Origin of the sequence: Lactobacillus sp. ESL0679, assembly GCF_029433515.1 — a bacterium.
Classification (GTDB): domain Bacteria; phylum Bacillota; class Bacilli; order Lactobacillales; family Lactobacillaceae; genus Lactobacillus.
On sequence record NZ_JAQTIG010000006.1, the window covers coordinates 68,862 to 93,690 of the forward strand.

25 protein-coding genes, 2 tRNA genes and 1 other RNA gene are annotated in these 24,829 nt (G+C 37.8%); 22 read left to right on the forward strand and 6 right to left on the reverse strand.

The window, feature by feature from the left end; all coding sequences use genetic code 11:
- Positions 1-25: 25 nt before the first annotated feature.
- Entirely contained in the window at positions 26-838 is an 813-nt protein-coding gene (locus PT287_RS08045; protein WP_277134050.1) for a Cof-type HAD-IIB family hydrolase, read from the reverse strand.
- 126 nt (positions 839-964) lie between these two features.
- Positions 965-2,617, reverse strand: coding sequence for an amino acid permease (locus PT287_RS08050; protein ID WP_277134052.1), 1,653 nt, complete (start codon positions 2,615-2,617; stop codon positions 965-967).
- A gap of 216 nt (positions 2,618-2,833) precedes the next feature.
- On the opposite strand from PT287_RS08050, the gene PT287_RS08055 reads away from it, so the two are divergent.
- The 15 genes from PT287_RS08055 to PT287_RS08125 all read left to right on the forward strand — a co-directional run bounded on the left by PT287_RS08055 (position 2,834) and on the right by PT287_RS08125 (position 14,340).
- Positions 2,834-3,562, forward strand: a complete 729-nt coding sequence (locus PT287_RS08055) for a YebC/PmpR family DNA-binding transcriptional regulator (RefSeq protein WP_277134054.1) — start codon at positions 2,834-2,836, stop codon at positions 3,560-3,562.
- Between the two features lie 115 nt (positions 3,563-3,677).
- Complete coding sequence (gene comGA / locus PT287_RS08060; RefSeq protein ID WP_277134056.1) at positions 3,678-4,652, forward strand: competence type IV pilus ATPase ComGA; 975 nt, start codon at positions 3,678-3,680, stop codon at positions 4,650-4,652.
- Positions 4,630-5,622, forward strand: a complete 993-nt coding sequence (locus tag PT287_RS08065) for a type II secretion system F family protein (protein ID WP_277134178.1) — start codon at positions 4,630-4,632, stop codon at positions 5,620-5,622. Before comGA ends, PT287_RS08065 begins: the two co-directional genes overlap by 23 nt.
- A 10-nt stretch (positions 5,623-5,632) precedes the next feature.
- Positions 5,633-5,980, forward strand: a complete 348-nt coding sequence (gene comGC, locus PT287_RS08070) for a competence type IV pilus major pilin ComGC (protein WP_277134058.1) — start codon at positions 5,633-5,635, stop codon at positions 5,978-5,980.
- Positions 5,955-6,392 carry a prepilin-type N-terminal cleavage/methylation domain-containing protein gene (locus tag PT287_RS08075; protein WP_277134060.1) on the forward strand — a complete coding sequence of 146 codons (438 nt, stop codon included), beginning with the start codon at positions 5,955-5,957 and terminating at the stop codon, positions 6,390-6,392. Before comGC ends, PT287_RS08075 begins: the two co-directional genes overlap by 26 nt.
- Positions 6,382-6,660 carry a hypothetical protein gene (locus PT287_RS08080; protein WP_277134061.1) on the forward strand — a complete coding sequence of 93 codons (279 nt, stop codon included), beginning with the start codon at positions 6,382-6,384 and terminating at the stop codon, positions 6,658-6,660. Before PT287_RS08075 ends, PT287_RS08080 begins: the two co-directional genes overlap by 11 nt.
- Positions 6,644-7,147 (forward strand): ComGF family competence protein, encoded by a 504-nt coding sequence (locus PT287_RS08085; RefSeq protein ID WP_277134063.1) that lies wholly within the window; start codon positions 6,644-6,646, stop codon positions 7,145-7,147. The genes PT287_RS08080 and PT287_RS08085 overlap by 17 nt, the downstream gene beginning before the upstream one ends.
- Entirely contained in the window at positions 7,113-7,271 is a 159-nt protein-coding gene (locus PT287_RS08090; protein ID WP_277134065.1) for a hypothetical protein, read from the forward strand. The genes PT287_RS08085 and PT287_RS08090 overlap by 35 nt, the downstream gene beginning before the upstream one ends.
- 60 nt (positions 7,272-7,331) lie before the next feature.
- Positions 7,332-8,336, forward strand: a complete 1,005-nt coding sequence (locus PT287_RS08095) for a class I SAM-dependent methyltransferase (RefSeq protein WP_277134067.1) — start codon at positions 7,332-7,334, stop codon at positions 8,334-8,336.
- A 42-nt stretch (positions 8,337-8,378) separates the two neighbouring features.
- Positions 8,379-9,563: an acetate kinase gene (locus PT287_RS08100; RefSeq protein ID WP_277134068.1), complete on the forward strand. Its 1,185-nt coding sequence runs from the start codon at positions 8,379-8,381 to the stop codon at positions 9,561-9,563.
- Between the two features lie 59 nt (positions 9,564-9,622).
- Positions 9,623-9,990, forward strand: a transfer-messenger RNA (tmRNA) gene (gene ssrA, locus PT287_RS08105).
- Between the two features lie 782 nt (positions 9,991-10,772).
- The gene (gene manA / locus PT287_RS08110; RefSeq protein WP_277134070.1) at positions 10,773-11,741 is read left to right on the forward strand and encodes a mannose-6-phosphate isomerase, class I; all 969 of its coding nucleotides are present in this window, start codon (positions 10,773-10,775) and stop codon (positions 11,739-11,741) included.
- A 27-nt stretch (positions 11,742-11,768) separates the two neighbouring features.
- A complete protein-coding gene (locus tag PT287_RS08115) occupies positions 11,769-12,164 on the forward strand; it encodes a hypothetical protein (protein WP_277134072.1) in 396 nt (131 codons plus the stop codon).
- Positions 12,161-12,892 carry a response regulator transcription factor gene (locus tag PT287_RS08120; RefSeq protein WP_277134074.1) on the forward strand — a complete coding sequence of 244 codons (732 nt, stop codon included), beginning with the start codon at positions 12,161-12,163 and terminating at the stop codon, positions 12,890-12,892. The genes PT287_RS08115 and PT287_RS08120 overlap by 4 nt, the downstream gene beginning before the upstream one ends.
- On the forward strand, positions 12,889-14,340 hold the full coding sequence (locus PT287_RS08125) for a HAMP domain-containing sensor histidine kinase (protein WP_277134076.1): 1,452 nt from the start codon (positions 12,889-12,891) through the stop codon (positions 14,338-14,340). Before PT287_RS08120 ends, PT287_RS08125 begins: the two co-directional genes overlap by 4 nt.
- 48 nt (positions 14,341-14,388) lie before the next feature.
- Here PT287_RS08125 and PT287_RS08130 read toward each other — a convergent pair whose 3' ends face one another.
- Entirely contained in the window at positions 14,389-15,249 is an 861-nt protein-coding gene (locus PT287_RS08130) for an SPFH domain-containing protein (RefSeq protein WP_277134078.1), read from the reverse strand.
- 38 nt (positions 15,250-15,287) lie between these two features.
- On the reverse strand, positions 15,288-17,480 hold the full coding sequence (locus PT287_RS08135; RefSeq protein ID WP_277134080.1) for an LTA synthase family protein: 2,193 nt from the start codon (positions 17,478-17,480) through the stop codon (positions 15,288-15,290).
- A 142-nt stretch (positions 17,481-17,622) separates the two neighbouring features.
- Between PT287_RS08135 and PT287_RS08140 the strand changes: the two genes are divergently transcribed.
- The 5 genes from PT287_RS08140 (at position 17,623) to PT287_RS08160 (ending at position 22,214) form a co-directional block, all read left to right on the forward strand.
- The gene (locus PT287_RS08140; protein ID WP_277134082.1) at positions 17,623-18,246 is read left to right on the forward strand and encodes a VanZ family protein; all 624 of its coding nucleotides are present in this window, start codon (positions 17,623-17,625) and stop codon (positions 18,244-18,246) included.
- A gap of 82 nt (positions 18,247-18,328) precedes the next feature.
- On the forward strand, positions 18,329-19,672 hold the full coding sequence (locus PT287_RS08145) for a glucose-6-phosphate isomerase (RefSeq protein ID WP_277134083.1): 1,344 nt from the start codon (positions 18,329-18,331) through the stop codon (positions 19,670-19,672).
- Positions 19,673-19,780: 108 nt separating this feature from the next.
- On the forward strand, positions 19,781-20,311 hold the full coding sequence (locus tag PT287_RS08150) for an ECF transporter S component (protein ID WP_277134085.1): 531 nt from the start codon (positions 19,781-19,783) through the stop codon (positions 20,309-20,311).
- Between the two features lie 102 nt (positions 20,312-20,413).
- Positions 20,414-21,805, forward strand: a complete 1,392-nt coding sequence (locus PT287_RS08155; RefSeq protein ID WP_277134087.1) for an MFS transporter — start codon at positions 20,414-20,416, stop codon at positions 21,803-21,805.
- Positions 21,806-22,028: 223 nt separating this feature from the next.
- Complete coding sequence (locus PT287_RS08160) at positions 22,029-22,214, forward strand: hypothetical protein (RefSeq protein ID WP_277134089.1); 186 nt, start codon at positions 22,029-22,031, stop codon at positions 22,212-22,214.
- 84 nt (positions 22,215-22,298) lie between these two features.
- Here the strand turns inward: PT287_RS08160 and PT287_RS08165 are convergent, their stop codons facing one another.
- Positions 22,299-23,309 carry a serine hydrolase domain-containing protein gene (locus tag PT287_RS08165; RefSeq protein ID WP_277134091.1) on the reverse strand — a complete coding sequence of 337 codons (1,011 nt, stop codon included), beginning with the start codon at positions 23,307-23,309 and terminating at the stop codon, positions 22,299-22,301.
- A gap of 99 nt (positions 23,310-23,408) precedes the next feature.
- Between PT287_RS08165 and PT287_RS08170 the strand changes: the two genes are divergently transcribed.
- Positions 23,409-23,480, forward strand: a tRNA-Glu gene (locus tag PT287_RS08170).
- 9 nt (positions 23,481-23,489) lie between these two features.
- A tRNA-Gln gene (locus PT287_RS08175) sits at positions 23,490-23,561 on the forward strand.
- Between the two features lie 87 nt (positions 23,562-23,648).
- Here the strand turns inward: PT287_RS08175 and PT287_RS08180 are convergent.
- Positions 23,649-24,743 (reverse strand): site-specific integrase, encoded by a 1,095-nt coding sequence (locus PT287_RS08180; RefSeq protein ID WP_277134093.1) that lies wholly within the window; start codon positions 24,741-24,743, stop codon positions 23,649-23,651.
- Positions 24,744-24,829 lie beyond the last annotated feature (86 nt).

Here is a 24,829-nt window from a genome sequence, read left to right on the forward strand (position 1 = left end):
AATTCACTCCCTGAAAGAATAAAATTTATTTTAAATATTCTTCTAGAACCTGCAATACACCCATGTCATTATTGCTTGGTGCTTCGTACTTGGCAATTTCCTTTAGTTTAGGATTGCCGTTCTTCATCGCATAACTAAAGCCGGCGAGTTCAATCATCTCTTTGTCATTCATACCGTCACCAAAGGCAATTAGTTCTTCTGGTTTAACGTTGAAATAACGCAGAAAGTATTTGATGCCCTGTCCTTTGTTAACGCCATTAGGCATTACGTCAATATTATCGAAACCACTTGTTGTGCAGTGGATTCGCTCGCTGCTGTTTTGGTTAAACCTTGCTTCAAGTTCACTGGCTAAGTTTGCATCGCAGTTAAGGGTTAGTTTAGTCAGATTGTCGCTAGTTGGCAAGTCGGTTAAGTCCGCGACTTCAATGACATTAGGATAGAAAAAGTGCATTGAACTTTTAAATTTTGCGGAAGCTTGTTTACTAAGATAGGAACGCTCTAGTCCACTAGCAGTAATTTCAGTTGTCGGGTAATTTTTTTGGATAAAACTGATTAATTTAATACCCGTTTGATAAGTAAAAACGTGCCGTAAAATAATATTGTTGTCCTGCGTTAAAATGGAGCCATTGTCAGCGACAATATCTATCCGGTCTAAAAAGCCATAAAAGTCTTTTTGCAGGCGCGATAATGGTCGCCCGCTGGAAGCGATGAAGTGGATATGATGCTTGCGCAATTCGGTTAGGATTTTATCAAAACGTTGGTGGTCAAATGTCTTTTCATCATTTACAAAGGTGCCGTCCATGTCAACGGCAACGGCCTTAAAAGGAATCTCTTTCATGTTCTTCTCCTTAACTATGTCTTAAAGTTATTATATAGTAGTTGCAATAATGTTTTAATTGATATTGATCATTCTTTTACAAATAAAAACAGCCCCACATTCAGTATGAGGTTGCTTTTAAAATATTTAATTAATCTTGGCATTGTTTGGCTTTTTTCTGCCAACTAACCAGCAAAATAGGACTGCTAAGATGGCTTCAATAACGATAATGATAATATTCAAGCCTAATTTCAATTGACCCAAATTAATCATGCCAATGTTGTGGCCACCAAGGTAGAGGTCAAGAACAATTGAGCCGATAATCAGGACAAACATTGTAATCCATTGATTGCGACTGAAGGCAATGCCATATTCTTCCTCACGTCGTCTGATACTTGGCAAAATCACGCCTAGACCGATTAAGACAACAATTGCGACAATATTAATGATTAATTCATACCACCAGTAACTGCTGAACTGTTTAACATCCAGCGGGGCAATTCCTAAAACAGTTGCGACAGCCGTAACTATTAATAGGAAGAACCCTGCAAGATAAGCCAATTTATCGTTTTTGATAAAGACATAGTCAGACGAAAACTTCTTGGAGTTCTTTCTAATTCGCATGAAGGAATAGAAAATCCAGCAAGTAACACCTGGTGAGATGATCCCGTTGAGGTTTAATAACCAGTTAAAAATGTCATTCATGTTAGGTAAGAAAATACCAAGTAACATGATGAAAGCTGACAGGGCAACAGTTAAGATATAGCCGTTGATTGGTAACCCATTTTTGTTCTTTTTACGTAAGAACTTTGGCATGTACTTGTCACCGGTATCAGAAATCAACATTCTGGTCATGGCATCTAGTAAAACGGCTAAAAGAGCAGCGTTATAAAAGACGGATGTCCAAGACCACAGATAGAGTAGCCCCTTACCAAGACCATATTGCCTACCAACCATGTCGAAGACGTAATATTCACCGTTCATCTTCAAGTCATTTGGAATATGATTGGCATTGAAGTAAATACCAAGAGCAAATGAACCAAAGACGGTTAAAAAGATGGTCATGATTGCTAGGGCAATCATTGCTTTCGGAAAGTCGGATTTCGGCTTCTTCATTTTAGTAACGTATGGCGCAACTAATTCACAACCATTGAGGGCATAGATTAGCATGGCAATGGTAGTCCAGTAATGCATGTCAAACTTAGGAATGAGTGAGTGCCAAGAGAAGTTGGTAGTTGCCATGTGACCACCGGATTTGCTTAGTCCAACAAAGGCTAAAAAGACAAACATAAAGGTCATAATCAGCATCATGCCACCGCCAATTGTTGATAATACTTCCATTGATCTTGAGAAGTAGTGTTCAACAATAATGAAGATAATGAACATGGCAAAAGTCATCAAAGCAAAGTTCTTGTTTGAAATTTGGTCCTGAAACTTGCCGGAGCCAGTAACGGCCCAGCCAATATCAACGATAATTGTGTTAGCTGAATCAACTGCATAAGGAATTGAGGCTGCCCAGTATGTCCAAGCGGTAAAGTAGCCTAAAAATTCGCCGTCTGTTCCGCGGACCCATGATGATAGCCCGCCACCTTCCTTATTAAAGACTGATCCTAATTGACCAACCATTAAAGAATATGGAATCACGTAAAAAATACACATGATAATCCATGAAGTGACAACAGGCATTCCCTGATTTTGAAAGTTGTACATGATATCGTCTAAGCCGATAACAGTACAAAAAGCCATCAGAGTTAACACCGGCCACGAAATATATTTCTTGTTTGAACCTATTTCATCCACTGAGATTATCTCCTTTAAAAATAATTAACGTGTTCTATTTTACCATTATTACAGTGTCTGACTAGACCCAAAATAAAGATATTTAGTTAGAATAATCTTAAAATGATTTAATTTGAGAATAATTTTGGCTGAAGTTGCTGCTAGTATTGAATTTTGTGCTGCTGTGAGTTAAGATTATTATCGTTAATAACTACAAATAAAGAAAGAAGGATTCTTATGTCAGGACATTCAAAATGGCACAATATTCAAGGCCGCAAGAATGCGCAAGACGCTAAGAGAGGTAAAATTTTCCAAAAACTATCTCGTGAGATATATATGGCTGCAAAGAATGGTGGTCCTGACCCCTCAGGGAATCCTAACTTGCGGATGGTAATGGATAAAGCTCGTGCTAACAACATGCCTAAGACTAACATTGACCGCGCACTCAAGAAGGCTGAAGGAAATTCAGATGAGCATTACGATGAGATTACTTACGAAGGCTACGCACCAGGTGGTGTTGCTGTCTTTGTTGAAGCTTTGACTGATAATAAGAACCGGACTGCTTCTTCAGTTCGTGTTGCTTTTACGCGTAATGGTGGTTCACTTGGTGCTACTGGTTCAGTTGCTTACATGTTTGACCGTAAGGGTTACATTGCAATTGACCGGACAACAACCGATGCCGATGAAGACCAAATGTTACTTGACGTAATGGATGCCGGTGGCGATGATTTGCAAACAAGCGATGAAGTTTACGAGATTTATACTGATCCTAAGCAATTGGCACAAGTTCGTGATGCTTTAGAAAAGGCTGGCTACAAGCTTGCCAATGCTGAATTAACGATGATTCCTGAGAACACTACACCAGTACCAGAAGATAAGAAGGAACAATTTGCTAACCTTGTTGACGCCTTAGAAGACGATGACGATGTGCAAAATGTTTACACTGCCGCTGCTGATGAAGACTAGGTTTAATATAAAATAACGATTAATCACTCAATTTTTTGAGTGATTTTTTATTTACAAAAAATTTTTCACCTCTTTTGCGTATGTACTTGTAGAGTGCAAGCAAAGGAGGTTTTTTATGCGGATTAAGGAAACAGTCAATTCGTTGATTGAAGAAGCAATTGCTGAACACGCTAGCGACATGTTCTTCTTGGTACATGGTGAGCAAATGGTGGTCAACTTGCGAACAATTGTGGGGATTAGTCAAAAAGCGGCGTTTACGTTAAATGAAGGAAAAGAAATTATTAACTTTCTCAAGTATGGTGCACAAATGGATATTGCGGAGCACCGTAGGCCGCAAGTTGGAGCACTAACGTATGATTATGATCAGGAAAAGTATTATCTGCGTTTATCAAGTATTGGTGACTTTACCGGTTGTGAGTCCTTGGTGCTGCGCATTATTTATCAAGTACAGTCAGGCCAGTATTTTTTACCTGAGCAAATTGAAAAATTAACGCAGTTGGCTAAACGGCGCGGCTTAATTGTCACAAGTGGCCCTACTGGCTCTGGCAAAACTACGACGATGTATAAGTTGGCGCAAGCCGTTGGGCAAGGGAAAATGGTGATGACAATTGAGGATCCAGTTGAAATTCATCAAGCATCATTTCTACAAACTCAGGTTAATGATGAAGCTGAAATTAGTTATGCGCGCTTGCTAGAAGCAGCTTTGCGCCACCGTCCCGATATTTTAATTATTGGCGAAATTCGAAATGCTCAAACGGCAAGATTAGCAGTTGATGCCGCACTAAGTGGGCATCTCGTGCTAGCAACTGTCCATGCTAAGAGTACACTGCAGACAATTTCGCGATTAGAGAGCTTGCAGATTAATCAAAATGAGCTAAGCAACTGTTTAACAGCTGTATCTTACCAGCGACTCTTGCCAACTGCCAATGGCTTTTCGTGCCTACTCGATATTGTCAGCGGACAAGATTTGCAGGATAGTATTGGACAAACTCAACGAGGGAATTTTGTTAAGTGGCCGGAGAATTTAGCAGAATTGAAACAGCGAGGTGAAATTAGTGCACCAATCTATGAGCAATTTCAAGAAGGGTAAGTTGACAGGACAAGAGCAGCTAGCCTTTTTTGACTATTTACAAAATAGCCTGGCTAATGGCTTTTCTCTTAGTACCAGTTTGGAATTAATGCCGATATTATGGCCAAAACGTAGAAGGCTGCTAGCAGGTTTAAGCCAAAGAATGACTTTGGGCTCCGATTTAGGTCAGGAAATGTGGCAAGTGGGTTTTAGTAAAACAGTTGCGACACAAGTCGAATTAGCAATGCAGCAGGGAAATCTGCTTGATTGTTTGTCGCAGCTAGCTACATTAAATCGCCTGAAAAATGAACAAGTTAAGAAGTTGAAAACTGAAATGTCATACCCAGTGGTGTTAGTCGTAATGATGGTTGCATTACTTGTCTTTATGCAGACCTTTGTGTCAAGTCAATTTTCGTCTTCTAACGAGCACACGGGTGATGTCTTGTTGGTAGGCATACTAGGTCTAGGCTTGCTATTTCTCTATTATTTCACACAAGTTCTAAATCTTTTGCGTAAGCAAGATTACCGTTCACTAAAAAAATTGGCGCATTACCCAGTCATTGGTGTAACAGTCAAAGTGTATGTCAAATATCTTTTAGTTTATGATATTGGCTTATTGGTTGCGAGCGGGTTTTCCTTGCAAAAGATGTGTGAATATGCGGCTAATCAGGAAAAAGGGTCGCTACAGCAGTATCTTGGTGCTAAGGTAAATCGGCAGTTAGCTAAGGGCAAGAGTTTGCAGGAGATTATTAAGCAGGAATTATTTTTGCCAGATGAATTAGTAATTTTGCTTGAGACGGGATCAACTAAGGGCGATTTAGGTAATCGCTGTTTACTACTCGGACAAACATTATTTACGGATTTAACTAGTAAAATTGAAAAATTAATCGTTAATGTTCAACCAGTTTGCTTTATTTTGATTGGATTGTGCATTATTGGGATGTATTTAAAGTTGCTGCTGCCAATGTATGCCATGATGCAGCAGATTTAAGGAGATTATAATGAAGAAAAAGTTTAAACAATATTTATTAAAGATTTTAGCTAAAAGTCGTAAGGCACAAGGCTTTACGTTGATTGAAATGGTGGTAGTCATTGCCATTATTGTGTTGCTGCTTTTGATTATTGCACCTAACTTGACTAAGCAAAAACAAAGTGCTGCTGATCGTACTGAAGATGCCTTTAAGACAACTTTGCAAACTCAGGCCGATCTATATGAAGAGGACAAGGACCGCAAAGGTAAAGATATTACTTTCCAAAACATGTTCGAAGATGGTTATTTGACCAAAAATCAACTTGATAAATCCAAGAATTATACGGTAAATAATGGTGTGGTTGAAAAAGGCAATTAAAGTTAAATTTTCTGGCTTTACATTAGTTGAAATGGTTGTGTGCTTAGTGATTGCACTCAGCTTAGTGATGCTTGGAACTGTTGAAATTTCCGCATATCGCCAGCAGATAGTTCTCAATAATACTACTAAAGAAGTTAAAAGTTCCATTGAGCAAGCGGCGCGGTACAGTACGATTAAACATGAGTCAGTTACAATAGTATATCAGCCAGACACAAAGATACTTACTTTTAAAGGTGATAACTTTTCTCAAAATATCCAAATCGCTTCAACAATTACTATCTACGGTTTTAAGAAGACAACGTTGATTACAAATAATGGAATACTGGCGCCCAAAACCATTACTATTGATGATGGTCGGCATTCACAAAAAATAAAGTTACAAATGCTTTGGGGGCGGGCAATTGAAGAATAGATTTCGGTTAAAGGGCTTTTTACTGGCAGAAAGTATGGTAGCACTTGTTTTAGCAGTGATGGGTGTTACTCTCATTGCATTAATTGTTGGCAGCAGTATGGTGAATGAGCATCAAATCGAGTTAAAGACAGATCGAACTTATGCTTGGCATGCCTTGAAAGAAAGCAACTTAGATAAAATCACCGTTCATGATCGCGTTTATCAACCTGCAGGAGCAAAAAGTGTCTATGATACAACAGACAAGAAAACTTATGAAATTAAGGAATAAGGGCTTTATGTTGGCCGAAGCCATGTTTGCCGTTTTTATAACTTTGTTGGTTGTTTTAATGTTGCAAAATTTGCTAAAGAGCATGACCTTGGCCAATAAAGCTGAACATCATACCGACGATGTGGTTTTTTCTTATGTGCAATTCAACCGCTTTTTACATGATAGTCATACGAAATTGGCCTATGTTGATGTCACTGCTTCCACGGCAAAAAAGGCAAAAATCGTAAAAATAGACCAAGATAATAATGAAAATATTTATTGGTTAACTTTTTATAAAAATATGATTCGGGCAACAACTATTGAAGGAGGACATATGCCACTGTTATTGAATATTAGTAAGGCGAAGTTTGTGACTCATTCACAGCAACTAATGATTGCTGTGACGGAAGATGATGGCCGCCAGTCCGAATTATATTTTAAATTAGCTAAACAGCCGGAAAAGAAGGCGAAAAATGAACAAGCTAAAAAAGCAAAAAGTAAAAGCTAGTGCGTTACTTAGCAGCGTCTTGGTGTTAATCACTTGTCTGTTATTCCTGCAATTTTATCAGGAAGTTTACCGTTTCAGTATGGAAAGTGACCTGCTATTAATTGAGTATCTAGTCAACAATTGATTTGCTTGCACCGATAACCTTCTTTCTATTAAAATGGTAAGGAGATAAGGGGAATTAAGCATGGATAAAATTGAAGAACTTTTTAATAAATTTTTGGACTGTGTTAAATGTCTGCAGGACAGCTTAAATGTTACTTTTGGTGAGGCTTTAACTGAGACCTTTGATAATCTTGAAACAGGTAAGATTAAAGTCGAAATGGGTGCCCCAGATAAGGACACGGTTGCTAAGTTAAGTCAAAAATATGCCGCATTGGATTATGACCATTTAGCGCAGAAGGATAAGGTACAAGTTTTTACTTATCTAGTCCTCAAAGCAATTAATGAAGACGAATTAGATGTCAATCAGATGCCGACACCACCAGCAATTGCCACAATTATTGCGATGCTGATGAAGAAGTTATTGCCGACAGATAAGGACTTGACGATTGTTGATCCAGCCGTTGGTACTGGCAGTTTGCTTTATGAAGTCGTTAACCAGTTGAAAATGGCTAATCATTCTAAGCTGAATTATGAGTTAGCTGGAATTGATAATGACGAGGAAGTGCTAAACTTTGCCGACGTTGGTGCTCATTTAAATGGAATCAAGATTGATTTGTATTGCCAGGATGCTCTTAGTCCTTGGCTGCTTGAAAGTCCAGAAGCAGTAGTTAGTGATTTGCCAATTGGTTATTATCCAATTGATGATAATGCAACTAATTTTGCAACAAAAGCTGAAAAAGGGCACTCATTCGCACATCTTTTGTTTATTGAACAAATTATTAAAAATCTGCAGCCTGGAGGCTACGCCTTTTTGGTTGTGCCCAAATCAATTCTTTCTGGTAAAGTTGGGGCTGACTTTATGCCGTGGCTTGCTGAAAAGGTCTTCTTGCGGGCGATTGTTGAGTTGCCGGACAACATGTTTCAGAATAAATTTAACCAAAAATCAGTCTTGGTATTTCAAAATCACGGCACTGGTATTAGTAGTAGCGAGGTTTTGCTCACAAAGTTAGACTCAATTAAGAAGCAAGAGGAGCTAATTAAGCTTAATGTTAAGCTAAATGAGTGGTATACTAATAACATTCATTAATTTGTGAAAATACAAAGTTACATGTATGGAGGAATTTTATTTATGAAAAAAGTTTTAGCAATCAACTCAGGTAGTTCTTCTTTTAAGTACAAGTTATTTGCTTTACCAGAAGAAAAGGTATTAGCAGAAGGTCTTGCTGACCGTGTTGGTATTGACGGTTCATCATTTGAAATCAAATTAGCCAACGGTGAAAAGCATAAGGAAGAAGTAGCTATTCCAGATCAAGAAACAGCCGTTAACTTGTTGCTTAAAGCATTGGAAGAATACAAAGTTATTTCTGATTTAAGTGAAATTGTTGGTGTTGGTCACCGTGTTGTTGCTGGTGGGGAAGAATTCTCAGATTCAGTAATCGTTGACAAGGACAAATTACAAGCAATTTATGACTTGAAGGAATATGCACCATTGCATAACCCAGCTGAAGGTAAGGGAATTGAAGCATTTATGAAGTTGCTTCCAGAAGTACCAGAAGTTGCTGTCTTTGATACTTCATTCCACCAAACTTTGGATCCGGTACACTACATGTACTCAATTCCTTATAAATATTATCAAGAATATGGTGTACGTAAGTATGGTGCTCACGGTACTTCAGTTCGTTACATTGTTGGCCGTGCTGCTGAAATGCTTGGTAAAGATGCCAAGGATTTGAAGATGGTAGTTTGCCACTTGGGTTCAGGTGCATCAATTACTGCTGTTAAGAACGGCAAGTCTTACGACACTTCAATGGGCTTTACACCACTTGCAGGTATCACAATGGGTACTCGTTCAGGTGATGTTGATCCTTCAGTTTTGCAATATATTATGAATAAAGACAACATTGATATTAACCAAATGATTAGTATTTTGAATGATAAGTCAGGATTACTTGGTATTTCTGAAATTTCTTCAGATATGCGTGATTTGGAAGATAATGCTGACAAGAAGGCTAACTTAGCTCGTGAAATTTTTGTTGACCGTGTAATTCAATACGTTGGTTCTTACGTTGCTGAAATGGGTGGCGTTGATGCGATTGTCTTCACTGCCGGTGTTGGTGAACACGACAGCAGCGTTCGTGAAAATGTCATGAAGGCTTTTGAATTTATCGGTTTGGACCCAGACTTTGAAGCTAACAAGTCTAACGGCGAGAAGTTCATTTCTAAAGACGGTTCAAAGGTTAAGGCAATGATTATCCCAACTGATGAGGAATTGATGATTGAACGTGATGTTGTTCGTTTAGCTCACTTGAACTAATTAATTGAACTTTTTAATCGTTTGTTGATGTGAATTATGCTATAATTAGAGAGTCTCAAGGGGATGTTTTGGGATTCGACAGGCGTAGATTCGCATTGACTGCGATTTGTAGGTCACGTCTACATTAAAACGTCACAGAACTTTAACTGCAAATAAAGAAAATTCTTACGCATTAGCTGCTTAATTTAGCGCTTATGCCTTGCCTAATATTAGATTACTCACGTCTAGTAGTAGGTATCAAATTAGTGAGTTACGTTTAACTACCTCATCTGAATAGTTAAAAAGAGTCCTAAGCAGGTTAGCTAGTCCATCCTAGCCCTGTTATATGGCGTTTTGGACTAGTGAAGTTCAAGTAATATAACTATGATCGTAGAGGTCAGTGACGGAATGCGTTTGGACAGGGGTTCAATTCCCCTCATCTCCACTAATAAAGCTATAAAGCCTATTAAATCAATATTTGATAGGCTTTTTGCTTGCACTTGATACAATAAACATTTTAAATACCTAATCCATTTAAATAATTTCGTAAGCGTTCTTGACCGTCTTTAGTAGAGTTGATATAGTGTTCAGTCATTTGAATATTTAAGTGTCCCATAGTAGTTTGAACATCTGTGGCTATTTGGCCTTTCATATAAGTAGCATATATGTGTCTGAAACCATGAACTGTAATATGTTTTGTAATTTGTGAATTATACTTATAAATTGAATCTAGCCATCTCTGAGGTTTAGTTAAACTAACATATTTGTTACCTTCACCATGGAAGATAATTGGACAAATAATTATGTCATTTTTTCGGTATTGCTTGAAAACTGATATCATATAATCACTAAGCGTTTGATACCTAATAGAGATGTGACTTTTAGGCGTTTGCATTATTTGCTTGTTATTCATACCAAGTGCTAAAGTTTTAATGACATGAACGGTTTTATTCTTAAAGTCAATGTCTGACCATGTAAGTGTTCAACTTCAATCTACCGAAATATAATTTTAAATATTATAAATATTTTAAAGCTAACACTTATATAATCATGCTAAATATTTTATTTAAGCCTAAAATATAGCTACTACTTAAAAACACCGCCCGCTAATTTGGGTGGAGGTTTACATTTACGTATGAAAATCTATATAATAAGTCACATAATAAAGATTTAATAAAAATATTCCTTTTTTATCCGATAAAAGTTTAAACTTAATATGAGGTGATTAGAGTGGAACCAATATTTTTAACACCGTATTTCAGACCAAAAATCTGGGGTGGGAGAAAACTACAAACAATTTTTAATTATGATATTCCAGCTGGCAAAGTAGGCGAAGCATGGATTATTTCTGGATACAAAGATGACGCGTCGCTCGTTAATCAAGGTCCATTAAAGGGGCAAACGTTGCGGCAAGTCTATCATGAACATCCGGACTTATTTGGCAATCCTAAGGAAAAAGAATTTCCGTTATTAGTCAAATTCCTAGATGCTAATGATAATTTATCAGTGCAGGTTCATCCTGATGATGAATATGCTAGAAAAGTGGAGAATGACAGTGGTAAAACCGAGAGCTGGTACGTTTTACAGGCTGATCCAGATTCATATTTAATCTATGGGCATACTGCCAAGACGCGTGATGAATTAGCTGATATGATTCATCGGGGGCGATGGGACAAGCTTTTGCGTAAGGTGCCGGTCAAGGCAGGCGATTTTTTCTATGTTCCAGCGGGAACGATTCACGCTTTAACTAAAGGAATTATGGTAATTGAAACCCAGCAGTCCAGTGATGTTACCTACCGGTTGTGTGATTATGACCGAGTTAATGAGAAGACGGGCAAACAGCGTGAATTGCACACGCAGAAGTCGATTGATGTTACCACAGTGCCACATGTTGACCCGGCAATTGATATTAAAGTAACTAATGAGCAAGGAGCTACTATTAAGATTTTAGTTGAGCCACCGCTGTCACCACATTTTTATTTATGGCAAATTGATTTAGATGGTCAGTGGCAAACTAGCTTAAACGGTCACCCTTACCTATTAGTTTCTGTTATTGAAGGAGAGGGTCAACTGCAAGTTGGCGATCAGACTTATAAGCTAAAGGTTGGTACTAATTTCATTATTCCTAATCGGATGAAAGACTTCTCGTTCATTGGTAAAATGAAAATAGTAATGTCTGCTCCTACTAAGCAGAATTAAAATTCATTAAAAAGGAAATTAAGAAGTATGATTTATATTGCTTGCGGCGCAATTTTGCTTGTCGTCGGACTTATCTGGTTAATTAAGCCAGCCAAAAAGGCTAATCCACTATATGGTTATTTGTCATACTTAGCACAGGTCAATCGAAGTAGCTTTGCTTTTGCTCAGAAAAAAGCGAGTATATATTTTGCCTTTTTTGGCTTACTGCAACTACTAATTGGAATTGGCATTCACCTGTTAAAATGGGATCGGTATTTTTTAATCTGGTTATTGACGTTTTACTTCTTTATTTTGTTTCCAATTGTTGCGACCGAAAAAAGTTTGAAACGGTTTTTAATTAAACGCAATGAGTTGCCACCAGATTATGTTGATCCGGATAAAGTCAAGCACGAAAGAACTAAAGGATTTAGGGATCGAAAATGAAATTAAAAATTTTGATGGTTGAAGATGATAGTTCTGTCGCTGAAATGATGGGGATGTTTTTTGCTAAAGAAGGCTGGACAGAAGATGTTGCCGTCGATGGTGTGCAGGCTGTCGAAATGTTCAAAGAACACATTGATGAATACGACTTGATTACTTTGGATCTTAATTTACCTAAAAAGGATGGTATCCAGGTTGCTAAGGAGGTACGCGCGCTTTCGCCGACAGTACCGATTATTATGTTAACGGCGCGTGATAGTGAAGCCGATCAGATTTTGGGATTAGGTGTTGGCGCCGATGATTATGTTTCCAAGCCCTTTAGCCCACTAGCGTTAATTGCGCGGATTAAGGCATTGCACCGCCGGATTATGATTGAAGATAATCAAAGTCATCCTAAATTAGCCAAGCAGACTAGTGATTATGATGTTAACACCAAGCACGTCAAAATTTCTAAAGCACGGCGTGAAGTTTTGTTTGATAACAAAAAGGTGGCCAATATAACGCCCAAGGAATTTGACTTGCTTTATACAATGGCGCAAAAGCCCAGGCAAGTTTTCTCACGTGGGCAGTTGCTTGAAGCCGTCTGGGGCTACGACTATTTTGGCGAAGAGCGAACTGTCGATGCCCATATTAAGAAATTACGGCAAAAATTGGAAAAGGTTGGTGCTGATGTAATTCAAACTGTGTGGGGTGTTGGCTATAAGTTTGATGATGAGCAGGGTAAGAAATGAAACTAATCTATCAACACTTACTTAGTTTTTTGCTAATCATTGTGACAACGGTATCAATCATTGGCTATGCTGAGATTAAATCAGTGACAGCCCAATCTTATGAGCAAAATTACCGGCGCATGGACGATTATGCTTCATCATTAGGGGACTTAGCTGCTAATGATCAAAAAAATGGGACCATCATGCTTAACTCGGAATTTTTGGATCAATTACAGTTTGTGTTGCGCGGTGATGATCTTCACCTGCATATTTTCAATAATCAGGGGATGCAAATTTATCCTAAAAGTCGTCATTTACTCCGCTTAAAAGGTAATGTTTTTGCCGTGTTAAGTCACGGTGAAGAAATTCACATTAGAAATAATAATGAAGAAAAATCGTATTTGTGTCATACGAAAAATGCGTATACGGGTGTAATTGTTCCGTGGATGAGTGGACATAAGATTGTTGGGGCAATTTGGCTAGGGTCGCTTGTTAAAGATGTTGAACGGCCAATTGACACAGCCAAGCGTAATTTAATTAATGCTTTAATTATTGCCTTATTTGTTGGGTTAATCATGAGCACTATTTTGAGTTATTATTCAACTAATAAGATTAATCGTCTTTCACGAGCAATCAAAAAAGTGCGCTCTGGCAATTTTGACGTGCAGATTGAGCAGAAGGGCAATGATGAGATTGATCAATTAGCTGCTAGCTTTAATAAGATGGTACAAGCATTAAAAGAATATAATCAAGAAGTCAAATCACAGGAAAAGAGACGCGACCAATTTATGGCTGATGCAGCCCATGAAATGCGCACGCCGCTAACGACAATTAATGGCATTTTGGAAGGATTGCAGTATAATGCCATCCCAGAAGAATCCAAACCAAAGTCAATTGACTTAATGCGTCGGGAAACAAAGCGCCTAATTCGCTTAGTTAACGAAAATTTGGATTACGAAAAGATTCGCAATAATCAAATTAATTTAAGTAAGACGCAATTTAATGCCAGCAAGGTTTTAGAAGATGTGATCATTCAACTAAAGCAGAATGCTGATAAAGTTAACGATCAGCTCGAGATAGAGGTACCGTCTGAACTGCCGATTTATGCTGATCGTGACCGATTAACACAAATTATTGTCAACTTGGTGCAGAATGCGATTCAGTTTACTACTAATGGTCATATTTTGCTTAGTGGTCGCAGAATTATTCACGGAACGGAAATCACAGTCAAGGATGACGGGATTGGGATGAACAAGGAACAAATGAAGTATATCTTTGAGCGCTTCTTTAAAGCTGATCCGTCACGTGCTCGATTGGGAACAGGTGAATCAGGTTTAGGACTAGCAATTGTTTCTTCTCTTGTTAAACAGCATGGCGGCAAAGTTTCAGTAACTTCCGAAATGGGACAGGGAGCACAATTTACGATTAAAATTTATGATCAAGGTTATGAACAATATTTAACTGAATAATAGATGCAAAAAGAGAACTTCAAAATAAAGTTCTCTTTCTTGTTATAGTTATTTTTCTTCGGCCTGATGCCAAACTTTAGCAGCAGCTGGTAAATTACCCAAATTGGTTATTTCGTCCTTGTTGACGACAATTAAATTATCTGGACCAGCAGCCAACTTATTAAAACTGTCTAGGCTTTGATTTTTAAAGTAGCCCTCGCTAGCGTCTGCCAAACTAGTTTGCAGCTGAGTAATTCGATATGCTTCAGCGTCAGCTTTAGTTTTAATTGCCTGCGCATTAGCCTTAGCCGTTGCAATTAAGGCATCATTTTTGGCTTTAGTTGTTAATTCAATATTTTTAGCTTCCCCCTCAGCCTTTTCAATTGCGGCAATTTTTTCACGGTCAGCTGTTAGTTGTTTGTCCATGGCTTTTTGAATTTCAGGACTTGGCAACAATTCATCAATATTGACTCGGACAACGCGAATACCGTAAATATCCGTTAAGTCGCCGATTGCCTCTGCTAATTGAGTATTAATTTTACTTGTTGAACCTAGAGCCTCGTTTAAGTCCATCCGTCCGATAATGTCACGCAAGTGTCCGCGGATTAATTCAACCATGGACTTAACTGAGTCAGTGTTGTTATAGAAGTACTTGTAAGAATCAGTTACCAGATAGTTTAAGGTTAAGCTTGTTGTAATTTCGGCATTGTCTTTAGTAATGATCGAATATTTGGAAATTTCAGCGGGGAACATCGCCAAAGAAACGCGCCGCATCTTTTGGATAAAGGGAATAATGAAAACAAACCCTGCTTTAACTGTTTTAGAATACTTGCCTAAAGTTTCAATTAAACCCTCATTATTTTGCGGAACAACTCGGCAGCCCGCAATAAAAAACACAATTAGTAAGATAATAATAATTATCAATTTCATTTTGAACTTTTCCTTTCTTAACTAAATAGCGATAATTATTAATTATATGCTTTTTTCTTGTTTTTACTAGATTTGTTTTTCTTTTCAGTAAGGTGGTTACCGCGGACGGATTCCGGAATGGTAGTGATTTCGTCTTCATGCCCTTTGAGTTCTGGAGCATCGGTTTTGTAAAGTTTGGTTGTTGAGCTGTGGTGCAAGTTAATTAGCGCCGTTGACTTGTTCTTTAACTTATTTTCGATTTTTTCCATTTGTTGAAAATTGGTTAGATAATCAAACTGGTTGGGATTAACTGGCTTGAAACCTTGTGGGGTATAGAAGCGCAATAAATTATGGTTATTTAGCAAATCTGAATATTTTAGGGACTGTTTAGCCTTTTTGGCAAGTCTAGCAATTTCAACTTTTTCCTGCTTGGTAAAGTTGATGATTTGCTTGCCAGTTTTGCGGTCATAAACAAGGCCCTTTTTACCCTTGGCACCAATAATCACGTATTTTTTACTGATAATAGTACCGTTACGAAAGACAATCCAAGGCTTGTAATGTCGTGACAAAAGGTCGCTACCGAATTGCACGTAGTGCTTGTTGCTGATTCCTAGAAGGTGCATCAAAGTTGGCAAGACATCGATTTCACCTGCAACTTCGTGGTTAATTTTGCCCTTTAAATTAGGTGCATTAATCATAAAGGGCACACGCTGCATCTGCGCATCATTGTAACTGCTCCAAGTATCAGAGCTTTCGCCGACAATCGGTGCTAAAGTTTGGTTCTCAGAGTTGGTTAAGCCGTAATGGTCGCCGTAAATAACTACCATCGTGTTCTTAGCCAAGCCGGATTTTTTCAGATAAGCAAAAAATTCTCGTACCGACTCATCTAAATAATGAGCCGTTTCAAAATAATTGTTAATGGTCTTATCGCTGGTGTCAGTTGTTTGAAACTTGGGATCGAGGTCCTGCTCATCCATTGAAAACGGCGTGTGGTTGGTTACAGTGATGAACTTGGTGTAGAAAGGCTGTTGCATTCGCTCTAAATATTTGATACTTTCAGCAAAAAGCAGCTTATCTTTAACACCGTATTCTTTTTTATCATCCTTATTACTACTGAAATAATTCTGGTCGAAGAAATAATTATAGCCTAGGTTCTTATAGACGTCATCACGATTCCAAAAAGTACCGACGTTACCGTGAAAGACGGCAGAAGTATAGTTGCCGTGTTTGCGCAAAATTTGCGGTGCAGCCTGAAAGGTGTTTGAACCACCAAGAGCCGTAAAAAGTGACCCGTCAGAAATGCCATAAGTACTAGTTTCCAGCATGTTTTCTGCATCACTAGTGCGACCAATGCCCACCTGATGGTAGAAATTATCAAAGCTGATGGTGTGCTTGTTATGATAAATTGAATTAAGGAACGGGGTAACTTCCTTGCCGTTAACCTTTAACCCAATTAAAAATTGTTGGAAGCTTTCCAGGTGAATTACGATAACGTTTTTACCTTTTTCTTTACCAAAATAACTGGCATTAGCAGGTGTCTTGTTTTTCATGGTAAAATTAAGAATTTTATTTAAATCGGCGGCGTTAGCATTACGGTTGACCTGCTCCGTTTGTTCGTTTTTAATGCCGTCATAAATAGTGTAAGTGTCAAGCCCCAGATATTTCACAACGTAGGCGCGATCAAAGGTGTTTCTTAAGAGGCGCGGTCTGGATGATTCGGCCAGAAAAATATTTAATGTCAAAACAAAAAAGCCGAATGAAGTAATGGTAAACGGCGTTAGGAGTCCATAAGACTTTTGATCGATTTTTAATTTATGCGTTATTAAAAGGGCAATAACTAGAATTAAGTCCAGCCACAGCAGAATATCCGTTGGCTGTAATAATGAAACGGCACTTTTACCTAAGCCAGGCGCTACCTTGCCGGCATTGGCAATAGTTTTAACCGTAATAAAATCAGAAAATTCTCGGTAATAGAGGATATTAGCAAATAATAGACAAGTATTAGCAAAGTCCATTAATAGCATGACACAATAGGAAACAATCGGTTTAGGAAAATAAAAACCGACGCTCAAGAGCAAAATTGCTGTGCCTAGTGGGCTAAGCCACATGATGATGTGCTGGTAGGGGTCAGATATTCCCAAATTGAAGTCATGGTATGCCGCAAAGATGTACTTTAGGACAAATAGCAAGACGAGCAGAACAAAAAAGCCTGTTCGGGATTGCATGAAGTTTGCTAGATTCTTTTTTTTCAAAACAAACGCTCCTTTAACAATGATTTTAAAGGATTAATAAGCGTGAGACAATCTTTTAGCGATTATTAGTCTTTTTTTAAGATTTGTATACGCAAAAATGAGTATAATTTAGATAAACTCTATTTTTAGGAATTGATTAAGCATGATTTTTTTAGGACCGCTATATAACATAATTGCGCAAAACTTCGCCACCAAAATCAACCATTTTGCGTTGATTAAGTTGACAATGCTGGCAATTGATAAAACTATTTTATATTTTTTATTATTTGCCGTCATCCGCTTATTTTGGTTAATGGCAATCAGGCGCAGACGCTCAATCAAGTCCGAGGCTGGTGTGTGGGTATTTGCATTTTATCTTATTTTAGTGTTAATGCTCACAACTTTTCGTAACACGTATTTTCCGTGGCAGCTGACCTTTTATTTTAATCGACCATTAACCGAAATCAACTTGGTATTTTTAAAAGAAACATGGAAATTATTGTATGCTCAGAGTCGACTCGACTTTTTCTATAATTCGTTTGGTAATGTGTTGTGCTTTGTGCCTTTTGGCTTTCTAACGCCGCTTGTTTTTTCAAAAAAGCAGACTTTCAAAAGGGTGCTTGTGGCCGGAATGCTTTTTTCAATCTTGATTGAGGGGATGCAATTTTTGCTTGAAACTGGTGTCAGTGATATTGACGACGTCTTTTTTAATAGTTGCGGCGCTGCTATCGGATATTTACTTTACTGGGTGTTCAAGTCTGTGCGTAATAAGTTTGTAAAACATTAAAGAAATCACTGGAATTTACAAAATAAGATTGATAGAATATTCTTGTGAAATGAATATTTTGTTTAGTTAAGGAAGCGTACTTATGAGTTTAATTAAATTTGACAGCACTAAATTGACGCCATTTGTTCATGAAAATGAACTTAGTGAGATGCAAGCATTGGTTAATGCTGCTGCTCAAGAATTAAAGGATGGCACCGGTGCAGGAAATGATTTCTTGGGCTGGATTGATTTGCCTGTTGATTATGATAAGGATGAATTTAGCCGGATTAAGAAGGCGGCTAAGAAGATTCAGGGCGATTCTGATGTTTTGATTTGTATTGGAATTGGTGGCTCTTATCTTGGTGCTCAAGCTGCTGTTGAGTTCTTAAACGGCGCATTTTACGGCAAAGGTAAAGACAAGTATCCAACCATTGTTTTCTGTGGTAATTCACTTTCAGGATCATACTTGCATGACTTAATGGTTTGGCTTGGTGATAAGGACTTTAGTATTAACGTTATTTCTAAATCAGGAACAACCACTGAAGCTGCAGTTGCCTTTAGAATTTTTAAAGACAAATTAATTAAGAAATATGGTAAAGAAGAAGCCCAAAAACGGATTTATGCAACAACTGATCGTGCTAAGGGTGCATTAAAGACCGAAGCTGACGCAGAAGGTTACGAAGAATTTGTTGTACCTGATGATATTGGTGGCCGTTACAGCGTCTTGTCAGCCGTTGGTTTATTGCCAATTGCGGCATCTGGTGCAGATATTGACCAATTGATGCAGGGGGCAGCTGATGCTCGCAGTGATTACCAAGATACTGATGTAACTAAGGCTACTCCATATCAATATGCCGCTTTGCGTAACATTTTGTACAGAAAAGGTTACACTACTGAAATTGTTGAAAATTATGAACCAACTCTAAGAATGTTCGGTGAATGGTGCAAGCAATTAATGGGTGAATCAGAAGGTAAGAATAATAAAGGAATTTGGCCATCAAGTGCTAACTTTTCAACTGATTTGCACTCATTAGGACAATACATTCAAGAAGGCTTGCGTAACTTATTTGAAACAGTTATTCGTGTTGAAAATCCAACTAATGATGTTGAAATTCCTTCTGATGACCGTAACTTGGACCAACTTAACTTTTTAGCTGGTAAGAGCTTGAATTATGTTAACGAACGTGCTTATGAAGGCGTTGTTTTGGCTCATACTGATGGTGGTGTGCCGGTAATGACAGTTAATATTCCTGATCAAACAGAACATACACTTGGCTATTTAATTTACTTCTTTGAATTAGCAATTGCAATTTCTGGTTACCTAAATGGCATTAATCCGTTTAACCAACCAGGTGTTGAGGAATATAAACGCAACATGTTTGGTTTGCTTAATAAGCCAGGCTATGAAGAATTGCACGATGACTTGACTGCACGCTTCAATAAATAAATTAAACAGACTTTACTTTTAACTATAATTGGTTTTTAATTAAATAAATATTAAAATGATTAATCATTTTTTGAATAATGAACTGTAATTGTTTTGGAGTACTTAATTATGGCAGATAATAGTAAAAGTAAATTAACACTTGGGCAATTGGTCTTTTTAGCATTGTTGACTGCCTTGAACGTTGTTCTAAGCCGAATATTAATTATTCCAATTCCAGCAACTCATGGTAATATCAATTTTTGTGATACCGGAATTTTCTTAGCAGCGATTGCGTTAGGACCAGTTGCGGGATTATTAGTCGGTGGTTTGTCCGGATTTTTACTCGATTTACTTTCAGGATACGCACAGTTCATGTTCTTTTCATTTATTATTCACGGGCTAGAGGGACTGCTTGTGGGCTTGTTAGTAAGAAAAGCAGCACGGAATAGTCGCAAGTGGTTCCAATATATTTTGGCACTCGTGGTTGGCGTGGCTATAATAGTTGGTGGATATTATTTGACCAACTGGATTTTGTATTCGAAAGCAGCAGGCGTTTTAGGAATCTTGACTGATACCATTCAAGGAATAGCCGGTGCTATTGTCGCTCTTATCTTGTTACCAGCTTTACAAAAAGTTTTACTAAGATATTGGCGATTGTAGTTTAATAATTTGGTTGTTTAATATAATTGCTTTTTAAGCAGTTAGAGAAAGGGCAAAAGCATAGAGATGCTTTTGCCCTTTTTATGATAAGGAGATGTTTTAATGGAGAAAAATGTAGTGACACCAAAGCATGTTGGGGCGATTATTAGTTGTGCATTAATGGCTTTTGTCTCAATTTTGACAGAAACGAGTTTAAACGTAACTTTTCCAACAATGATGAAGCAATTTCATATTGGCTTAGGTTTAGTGCAGTGGACTACCACTGGCTATTTGTTGGCGATTGCGATCATTATGGTTTCAAGTTCGTATTTAAATGACCGTTTCTCAGCTAAACAATTGTTTTTAACAGCAGCGATTAGCTTTATCGTAGGGTCATTTGTTGCAGGAGCAGCCACTAACTTTTGGGTGCTGCTCACTGGACGACTGATTTCATCACTGGGAGCTGGACTGTCAATACCATTAATGTTTAATTTGGTAGTTGAATTGATTCCGCAAAATAAATGGGGCTTTTATATGGGGATTACAGGCCTAGTAGTTATCTTAGCCCCGTCTCTTGGACCAACTTTTGGTGGAACTATCGTTTATTTCTGTGGCTGGCCGTTAATCTTTGTGATTGCGGCAATAATTGGCTTAATAATTTTAATTTTAGGCTTGTTTGTGGTTGAACAATATCATGAGAAAAAGCACCCGCAATTTGATTGGCGCAGTTACATTATTATTGCTGCAGCGATGATTATTTTTAGTTTAACTTTTAATCAAATTGGTCAAGGATTGACTAATATTTGGTTTTGGCTGGGAATGTTGGCATTTGCTGTTTTGGTTTGGCTGTTTATTAAATCAGTTAAGAATAGTCAAAAGCGGCTGCTTAATCTAGCAGTTTTTAAAAACAAGGCATTTATTTGTGCATTAATTTCTTATTTATTATTACAGTTTATTAACATTGGAACTAGCTTTGCACTACCAAATTATGTTCAGATTGTTAATCATTCAAGTTCATTAATTGGTGGCCTGATTTTACTGCCGGGATGTATCTTAAGTGGCGTGCTCAATCCATGGTTTGGTCATATTTATGACCAAAAGGGTGCTAAACTGCCGCTCTTAACTGGAGCTATCTTGTGCATGATAGCTTGTGTTCTGTTTGCCATGTTTAGTTTGAAAATTTCGACAATGATGATTGTTATTTTCTACGGCATCATGATTATTGGTCGGCAGTTAGCCTTTAATAATACGATGGCGGAAGCTTCTAAATTGCAGCCGGACGAGCTGCATACTGATGCAACTGCGGTCTTTCAGACAGGTCAACAGTATGCTGGATCACTTGGGACAACTGTCATGGCAACGATTATTTCTGCTTGGCAGAAGAAACCGGGTAATTATGCACTGATGACGGCTAAGGGTAGTCAAATTGCATTTATTGTATTGATTATTGCAAGTATTATTATTCTATTCAGCTACCTCAGAATGTTTAAGCTAGAACAACAAAATATTAATTAAATAACGATTAAAGGAATTAGATGGCTTGATATTGATGATTTTTGGGGAAAATAAAATATTTTAGTGTATGCTTACAGCTGTAAACATTTGATAACAATGCTAATTATCAGCGTTAGATTATATTTAATTATCAAATCATAATTAAACAACATGAAAACCGCTTTCAATTAAGGCAAAAATGGGTATAATTGAACTAGTTGGTTAAGTAAAAGGAGTTTTTAACATGATGTGTGATAATCTAGTTATCAAAATTATTAATGTAATCGTATTTGGCCTTGCAGCATATTATACTTTTACCCCGAATGGGATGATGTGGGCAATGTACTGGATGGCTGGCGGCATGCTGTTTGATGCTGTTGTTGACCTAATCTGGCACTTTATTCCTGATAAAAAAGATTGTTCAAAATAATAATATCATAAAAAGCAGTCGCTATTATGGCTGCTTTTTTGATACTTTTAAGCATAATGAGTTAAAGTAATCAATGATTTATTTTTATTTATCGTTTTCAGTTAAAAAGCTGCGGATTATTTTTTCTCGCATTGTTAGAAAAATTTGATTGTGACCAGTTGGATGTACGCGATTAGTTAGTAAAATTAGGCCGGATTTTTTAACGCGGTCAAGTAAGATTAAGGTTCCTGTGTAGCCGGTATGGAGGATTAACGGGTAATGATTTTCGGGATCAAATCGTAAGTCCCAGCCCCAAGATCGCGGTTTTAATCCTGCCGGATTTTTATTTTCAAAAAGTTGACTGACAACATCTTGGTCGAACGGCAAAATGTTAGGGTCAAGACCAAGGTAGCCTTTGCTAATTTTAATTAGGTCTTCCATCGAGGAAAATAATCCAGCAGAGCCGCAGTCGCTGCCTAACTGCCGCGCTTTGGGGTCGTGAGGGACGCCCTGAAGGACATTTCCATTAAACAGGGCAGTTGGAACGCAATCAGCAATAACGGGCTTAAAAGTTGTTGCTGTAAGTCCAGCGGGTGCAAAAACTTCTTTAGTCGCGACTTCTTGGACAGGTTTGCCGTAAATTTGCTTAATTACCAGCCCCAATAAAATGAAGTTAGTGTCCGCATAGCGCATTTTGTGCTCAAATTCATCGGTAACAGGCAAATGGACAATTGCATCGATGAGTTCATCGTGATTTAATTCATCACGGTGATTAATCCAGCCGCGAATGCCGCTAGTATGGGTGAGAAGATGAAATAGCCGCACGCGCCGGTCGCTAAACTCGGGAATAAAATCGTGTAGTGGTTCAGAAAAGTTAAGTTTGCCTTCAGCGTATAATTTTAGTAAAATATTTTCAGTAGCAATTACTTTGGTCAAACTGGCCAAATCATACTCCGCGAACGGACTAAGCTGGCTAACTTGCGGATAAATCGTGGCAAAGCCCACTGTTGAAGTGAAAGTTTGTTTATTTTTAATTAAGACGTAATTAACGCCTGGCACGATCCGTTCGGAAACCATTGATTCTATAAGGTTTTGGGTGGTTGAGTAATCAATCATGAATGTCTATCCTTTTAAAAAATTTATCTTATTAATTATTATAACTAAAAATCTCTTGACAAGAACAACTTTTACAAGCATAATAATTATTGTTGATTTTGCCCGTTGGTCAAATGGTTAAGACGCCACCCTCTCAAGGTGGAGTTACGAGTTCAATTCTCGTACGGGTGATTTTATCAATGGGATATAGCCAAATGGTAAGGCACAGGTTTCTGGTTCCTGCATGTTTCGGTTCGAGCCCGGATATCCCAATAAGAATGGCTTAACAGCAAGGCTTTAAGAGGTCGAAAAGCTGATTTGCCCATCATTTGCCCATCAGGCAACTGTAAAAATAAAAAGTTAGATGAATAAATCATCTAGCTTTTTTTCTATTTCTTTGTCACTTTTTCTTTTATCTTCATCAATGTAATAGGCATAAACATTTAAAGTCATTGATAAATTTTTGTGACCTAATCTTTTTGAGATAGCCATCCAATCTACGTTTTTATGATGCAGAATGGCAACATGGACGTGACGTAAACTATGGATTGTAAAATCTTTTTTAGTTAAGTTAGCATGCTTCATAATTACTTGCAATTTGTTATTGATCGTTCGATTGGCAGGAGGCAAGCTAGTTGTGGCTTCTTTAAAAATATAGCCATCTTGATTATCTGTTTTAATTTCTTGCAACAATTCAATCAATTTGGAATTAATTCTGACTGTACGGTACGAAGAAATATTTTTAGTGGGGCCCAATTCTTTGATGTCACTATTATATGAGTGATGAATTGCAATAGTATGTTTTTTGGCATTTAGATTATGCCATTTAAGGCCACTGATTTCGCCAACACGTGCACCAGTTAGAATAATTGCAATGATAATATAAGTAGAAGGGACAGCAGGGTCTCTATCGTCCAGAGCAGTCTTTAATAACTTTTGCGCTTCGGCATAGGATAAGAAGACAGGCTTGCGCGTATTCGCGTCATTTCCATTGATATTGACGCCTTGAGTAAAGTCTAGTGTAATTATGCCATCGGCAATTGCATTCTTCACACAGGCTCTAAATTGACGATTGAGCAGCCTTACTGTTGTGGTCGAATGTGTCTTACAAACATCATTGATAAATTGTTGCCAGTGAATTCGTTTGATTTTTTTGATTTTGGTGTCTTTAAAATATTCGTGAATAATTTTATCGTTGGTTACATAGCGTTTTTGCGTTTCATGTCTAATATGTGGCTTCTTAAAAGTAGTCCACCACTCATGAAAGTAATCAGCAAAAGCTGGGTCGTTTTCAATGTCCACACCTTGTGTGTGAAGATATTGCTGTTTAATGGAATACTGCTCAGCTTCGACTTTAGTTTTGAAGCCACCTTTTTCCATTTGATGAAGTTTACCGTTGGCATCACGCCAGCTAATTCTGGCTGACCATGATTTGCCACGTTTTCTTACTGCCATTTTAAAAGCACCTCCGATTGTGCTAGAATATTTTTGAGCGCACTAATAGCGCATGATTTCGATAATCGATTAAGAACAATGTTTGG